This is a genomic window from Acidimicrobiales bacterium (genome assembly GCA_022452035.1).
GTDB lineage: Bacteria > Actinomycetota > Acidimicrobiia > Acidimicrobiales > MedAcidi-G1 > UBA9410.
On sequence record JAKURV010000026.1, the window covers coordinates 21,045 to 27,182 of the forward strand.

The 6,138-nt window shown below is 65.4% G+C and carries 4 protein-coding genes; 2 read left to right on the forward strand and 2 right to left on the reverse strand.

Going from position 1 to position 6,138, the window contains the following annotated elements:
- Nucleotides 1–68 precede the first annotated feature (68 nt).
- Nucleotides 69–1,160 carry a 3-phosphoserine/phosphohydroxythreonine transaminase gene (gene serC, locus MK181_09030; GenBank protein ID MCH2419944.1) on the forward strand — a complete coding sequence of 364 codons (1,092 nt, stop codon included), beginning with the start codon at nt 69–71 and terminating at the stop codon, nt 1,158–1,160.
- Between the two features lie 23 nt (nt 1,161–1,183).
- Here serC and MK181_09035 read toward each other — a convergent pair whose 3' ends face one another.
- The gene (locus MK181_09035; GenBank protein MCH2419945.1) at nt 1,184–2,989 is read right to left on the reverse strand and encodes a PEP-utilizing enzyme; all 1,806 of its coding nucleotides are present in this window, start codon (nt 2,987–2,989) and stop codon (nt 1,184–1,186) included.
- Nucleotides 2,990–3,200: 211 nt separating this feature from the next.
- Here MK181_09035 and MK181_09040 point away from each other — a divergent pair, with 211 nt between their 5' ends.
- Nucleotides 3,201–4,070: a ZIP family metal transporter gene (locus MK181_09040; GenBank protein MCH2419946.1), complete on the forward strand. Its 870-nt coding sequence runs from the start codon at nt 3,201–3,203 to the stop codon at nt 4,068–4,070.
- A 161-nt stretch (nt 4,071–4,231) separates the two neighbouring features.
- Here the strand turns inward: MK181_09040 and MK181_09045 are convergent, their stop codons facing one another.
- Nucleotides 4,232–5,923 carry an amidohydrolase family protein gene (locus MK181_09045; GenBank protein MCH2419947.1) on the reverse strand — a complete coding sequence of 564 codons (1,692 nt, stop codon included), beginning with the start codon at nt 5,921–5,923 and terminating at the stop codon, nt 4,232–4,234.
- Nucleotides 5,924–6,138 lie beyond the last annotated feature (215 nt).

Below are 6,138 nucleotides of genomic sequence, written 5' to 3' on the forward strand. Positions count from 1 at the left end.
GACACGGTCCAGCGACGACCCCGGTGTCCGCTGCGGCCGGCCCGGGCTCGACCAAGGGAGACCTCCCCATGACCACGTCCACCCGTGTCCACAACTTCTGCGCGGGCCCCTGCACCCTTCCGGTGTCAGCCCTCGAGGAGGTCCGGGACGAGCTTCTCGACTTTGACGGCACCGGCATGTCGATCATCGAGGCCAGCCACCGGACCCCCGCCTACGACACCGTGCACATGCAGGCCTTGGCTGATTTCCGGTCACTGGCCTCCGTGCCCGAGGACTTCGCCATCCTGTTCCTGCAGGGCGGGGCGTCGCTCCAGTTCGCCCAGGTCCCGCTCAACCTGCTGGCCGACGGCGACACCGCCGGTTACGTCAATACCGGGACGTGGGCTAGTAAGGCCCTCGGCGACGCCGAGTTGGTGGCTCCGGTGTACGAAGCCTGGTCGGGTGCCGACGGGGGCTTCTCGCGTACGCCGGCAACCGACGAGATCGAGGTGCGGGACGACGCCCGCTTCTTGCACGTGACCAGCAACGAAACCATCGGCGGGATCCGTTTTCCCAAGCTCCCGTCGGTTGGCGTACCCCTAGTGTCCGACATGAGCTCCGATTTCCTGAGTCGGGCTATCGACTGGGACGCCCACGACCTGGTGTACGGCGGCGCCCAGAAAAACCTCGGCCCGGCCGGCATGGCTGTCGTAGTGGTCCGGAAGGACCGCCTGGCCAGCCACGGTCGCCGCCTCGCCTCCTACCTCGACTACTCGACGCACGAGTCCAACGACTCGATGGCCAACACGCCCCCCATGTTTGCCATCTACGTCATGGGCAAAGTCCTGAAGTGGATGCAGGCTGAAGGCGGCCTGGGCGAGTTCGAGCGGCGGGCTACCGAGCGGGCGTCGATCCTGTACGGGGCCATCGACGGCAGCGGGGGCTGGTACACCTGCCCGGTCGACGAGGCCAGCCGCTCGTATATGAACATCGTGTTCCGTCTGCCCGACGAGGACCTGGAGAAGCGCTTCGTGGCCGAGGCCGCCGAGGCCGGCATGGTCAACCTGAAGGGCCACCGCAGCGTGGGTGGTATCCGGGCCAGCGCCTACAACGCGCTCCCCGTGGACAGCGTCCGGACCCTGGTCGACTTCATGGGGTCGTTCCAAGCCGCCAACGGTTGACCCCGACGGCGAGCCGTCACCGCTTAGCGGTTGACCGGAGCGGGCACCTCCAGCACGGTGACAGTGCCGGCTGAGCCGTCGACCTCGACCAGGGCCCCATCGGGGAGACTGGCTGTCGCCCCAGTGGCAGCCACGACACACGGCAGACCTAGCTCACGCGACACGATCACGGCGTGGCTCATCTGGCCGCCAACGTCGACCACCACAGCCTCCACGGGTACGAACAGCGGCGTCCAGGCCGGGTCGGTGAGGGGCGCCACCAACACGTCGCCGGACCCCAGATCGCCAGGATTAGATGGGTCAACCACGATTCGGGCTCGTCCTCTGACCCGCCCCGGTGAGCCGCCGATGCCCTGCAGAACGGTTCCCACCGGGATTCCGCTCGAGGTGTTCGGCCGGTTACGTCGCTCCCAGGTCCCGACGTCGGGCAACTCGTCGCTAAAAGCGAACGGGGGCTCGAGGTTGAGTAGCCGGTTTCGGATGGCTCGGCGTTCGGAGACCAGGGCTGCAAAGGGTCCCGGTCTTCGGCGGTAGTCGTCGACCTCGTCCAACGTCACGTACCACAAGTCATCCGGCAACGCCCCGGGATGACGTTCGGCAATCCTCCGGCCCAACTCTCGAAGGCGCAACCGGCCCTCGTGGATGGCCTCGACCAGGATCGTCTTGCAGCGTTCCCGCCCCCTTGTTCGCAACATGGTGCACCGCAGTGCCCGGTCGAACAGCCACCGTTCGTGGAACCGGACCTGACGTCGGGCCTCGGCCACGGCTACCTCGCGTTCTGCGGTCCGCCGCCCACCTCGGATTTCTGGCGAGTGATCTTCGTCCGCGTGTCGCATGCGGTCGACGAGGGCTAGCGGCAGTTCCGGCGCGGTTCCCCAGACCTCACATCCCATCTCCCACTCGTTTGGGCCCCGGGCGCCGTGTCGATCCAAGAACCGGTCGAAGGCCGCCACGAAGTTGGACGCAGCGGCGTCGGCCCGCAGCCGTGTATTTAGATCGGTTAGGCCGGCGTCGAAGTGCGTCCCGAGTCCGTTGTCGGAACGGACCAGTCGCCCGAGGTCCCAGAGGTCGACAGCCGGATCAGCCGAATCGACTGCACCCAGCCCGCCTAGTAGGGACATGGGGTCCGGAGCACGTGATCGCCGTCGGGCGGTTCCCTGGTGTCCTGTCACCTGGCGGAGAACGTTCAGACCGATACCCGTTCCCCCGGTGATGGCTAGGTGGACAGCGAAGATCCGGCTGATCATCGCCAGCATGCCGGTTGCGGCATCCAACAGTTGGTCGTCGGAGGACTCTTCGAGCGGGGGGAGCCCGTCTCGCCATGTCGCTATTTCGGCAACGGCATCGTCAAGCTCGGGCAGGCTGGTGGCTCCGAGGATCCTCCAGCCGTAACGCAGGCCGCGCAGAGTGGCCGCGATGTTCCGGTCGCGTCGGTCAGGACAGTGGTCTGGTGCCCGACCCTCCGATCCGAGAAATGGAGCGTCGGCATCAGCCAGTGACATGCCCGGTGTCCGGATGGCCACCACCCGGGTGACTGAGAGGTTCAGGTAGGTGTAGCCACCGAACACCCCCATGAAGACGTCGGCGTCCTCATCGCATTCAACAGCGGTAACCATGCCGGTCGACCGGAAGAAGTCCCGGGCCGGATCTCCGGCCAGGCCCCGGGCCATGGCCGCGGTCAGCGGGAAGACGGGCTGCGGATAGACCTCACCGGCGTTGCCGCGGGTGTAGACGGGGAATCGTCGGCTGGGCGTCCCGTGGACGTAGGGCCCGAGGCCGAAGTCGGCGAGGCCTTCGGCGACCACTTCAGCGGGGGGTTCTAAACCCATGCACGATTCTCAGGTCGCCGCCTTCAAGGAGAAATTCTTGCATCCACGATCATTGGGTTCAAGTCAGTCGGCTAGGAGCTCCGGGATTCGCCCCACCTCGCGTCAGGGGACGTTGGCAGAACAGAAGCTTTCGGTCCAACTACTTGGCTAGTTGATGGCTGACCAGCGGCCTGAAGTAGATATTAGGAACCATTCTCATTATGATGACTGCGTGGACATCTTCTACCTAGCCCTACTGATCGCTGTGGCCTCTCTTGGGCCTGGACTATTGCCCCAGGTGTTTGTCAACAGGATTTCATCTCAAGGGCTTGCAGACCTGACAGGCCTCGCATCCGGACTCTTGTTGGTTTCGGCGCTTGTAGTCGTAGTCCCGGAGGGCTTTCATACTGCTGCTGCAAGCGACGGAGGGTTCGCTTTCGATCCCGTGGTATTAGGCCTTGCTGGCATGGCGGGATTTAGCTTGCTGTTGGCGCTAGAAGGCTTGGGAATAGGTCACGCCGTTCACGAGGAGCATCACGACCACGCAAGCGGTTACGGCCATGAACACGTGCATCATCCATTCTCAGCAGGAGTCGTTGCACTAGGGCTATCGGTCCACGCTTTGGCAGATGGCCTTGCCATTGGAGCGGCAGCAGCATCTGGCGAAACATCGTTCTCATTGCTCGTAGCGTTTGCGGTGATCGTTCACCGCGTGCCGGCCGCCCTGAGTCTTGGGATCTTCCTGCTCCATCAGCCGGGGGGCAGGAAGGCAGCCATAAAGGGGCTTTTGTTATTTACTCTCGCTACGCCTGTGGCCCTTGTTCTTTCCTATCTGGTGCTCGATGGCGCTGATGAGTCGATTCTGGCCCTTGCGCTGCTTTTTTCGGCTGGGACCTTCGTCTACGTGGCAACGGTCGACACTCTCCCGGCCATACACAATCCGACGACCGGTCGGCGGGCAGTGCGCAACGTGCTGTCAAGTGCTGCAGCGTTCTCCGTACTTCTGATAGTGCTAAATAGCGCTGGGATTTTGGACCACGGCCATCATGAGATCGACGGCCACCACGACGATGGTCACACAGATGAATCCAGCGACCATTGAAACGGCTCGGCGTAAGCGAAAGCCGGCACGCCTATGAGCACTGACCTTTCTCATCCTGCCCGCCGTAATTGCGTTGCCGACAGCGGCGCAAACTCAGGGGCGCCGGTGTCGTCCCCCTCCCCCAGGGGTCCAACCCCTGCGTGGGTTCTGCACCCTGCGCTTCAGAGACGGACCGTCCGACCGGCCAGGACGCCGGTGTGCTGGCCGCTCTCCAGGAAGACCTCACCGTTGACCAGCGTCTGTCGATAGCCATCGGCGCCCTGGATCCAACGGGGAGCACCGCCTGGGAAGTCGTGGGCCATCTCCGGGTAGCCGAGGGCCAGGCCTTCGAGGTCGATCACGTTGACGTCGGCAAAACCCCCGGCGGCGAGCCGACCCCGATCAGAGACGCCGAACAGGTCGGCTGGTTCGGAGGTGAGGCGTCGGACGGCATCCTCCAGGGTGAAGCGTCCCTCGTCGCGCACCCAATGGGTGAGGAAGAAGGTGGGCTGGCTGGCATCCATGATGAGGGTGGCGTGGGCGCCGGCATCGGCCAAACCGAGGGTCACATGGGGACGGGACAGCATGTCCAGCACCTCGTCGAGGTCCTGGTTCAGGATCGGCCATGTGAGGATCCGCCGTCCGTCCATCTCGACGAGGAGATCCAGTATCGCTTCGGCCACCGGCACCCGGCGTTGAGCGGCGATGGCCGCGACGCTGTCCTCGGGGGTGAAGACGTGACGGACCGGCCGGTCGCTCAGCGGGTAGATGCGGGTCCAGTCGATTCGGCCGTCGGACACCGACCGATCAGCCTCGTCCAGCAGGGCGGCTCGGGAGACCGGGTCGCGCAGGCGAGCCACCCGCCCCTCTAGGGGGAGGTCGGCCAGGGCCTGCCAGGAGCCCCAACGGTCGAACGGGGTTCGGCCAGCCAACCCGAACAGGATTCCTATCTGGCGGGACGTGGTCTGGGGCCGGAGGCGGGCTCCAGCGGCGTTCTCGCGGTCCACGGCGGCCAGGACATTCCGGTGGAGGTCCGGGGCGGCATCAACCTGGGTCAGGGCCATCGAGACGTCGCAGTCTGCCGCCCGGCTGATGTCGGCATACAACCCAACCTCGTCCTGTACCGGGTCCTCCGACCCGTTGCCAATGTCCACGTAGGCGGGAGCCACCTCAAAGATCCCACCCCGGTGACGCAACACGTCGGCAAAGGCCATCAGCTCATCGGCAGAGGCCTTAGTACCCGGGACGTATCGCCCGTCGGGGACCTTGTGGAGAAGGGTCCGCGAGGTGGAGAACCCCAGGGCGCCGGAAGCCAGCGCCTGGTCGACCATGGTGGCCATGGCCCCGATGTCCTCGGCGGCCGCTGGAGTCTCGTCCATGGCTCGCTCCCCCATGGCCGCTAGCCGAACCGCACAGTGGCCGACCATCCCCCCGACGTTCAGACCCTTGGGGAGACGGTCCAACTCGTCGAGGTAGTCGCCGTATGTTTCCCAGTTCCAGGACAACCCGTCCAGGATGCTTGAGGCCGGGATGTCCTCGACTGACTCCATCATCTCGGCCAGCACCTGTTGGCCACCGGGGGCCACGGGGGCGAACGTCACCCCGCAGTTGCCGAGCACGACCGAGGTGACCCCGTGCCACGAGGCCGAGGTGCCCAGCGGGTCCCAAGCCATCTGGGCGTCAAGGTGGGTGTGGATGTCCACGAATCCTGGGGTGACCACCAGCCCGTCGGCATCGATCTCACGACGGGCTCGGCCTTCCACCCGACCCACCTCGACAATGCGGTCGCCGTCGACGGCGACGTCTGCGGTGACCGGCGGGGCGCCCGTGCCGTCCACCACGGTCCCACCGCGGATTATGAGGTCGAATGCCATTGCCTGCCCTTCCGGTGAGCGGCGCCCGGACGTCGGGGGCGTTCGCCGACAGTAGCCGTGGGCCCGGTCACGTGAGGAAGCGTGTCAGCTCGTCCAGGGCGGCTAGGGCGACGTCGCGACCGGCCGACGGCAAGCGGAGCACCACCTCGTCGATTCCCAGCCCGGCGTAATAGTCCAACTTCCCCTCGTCGGGAATCGTGCCGAAGGGGATAATG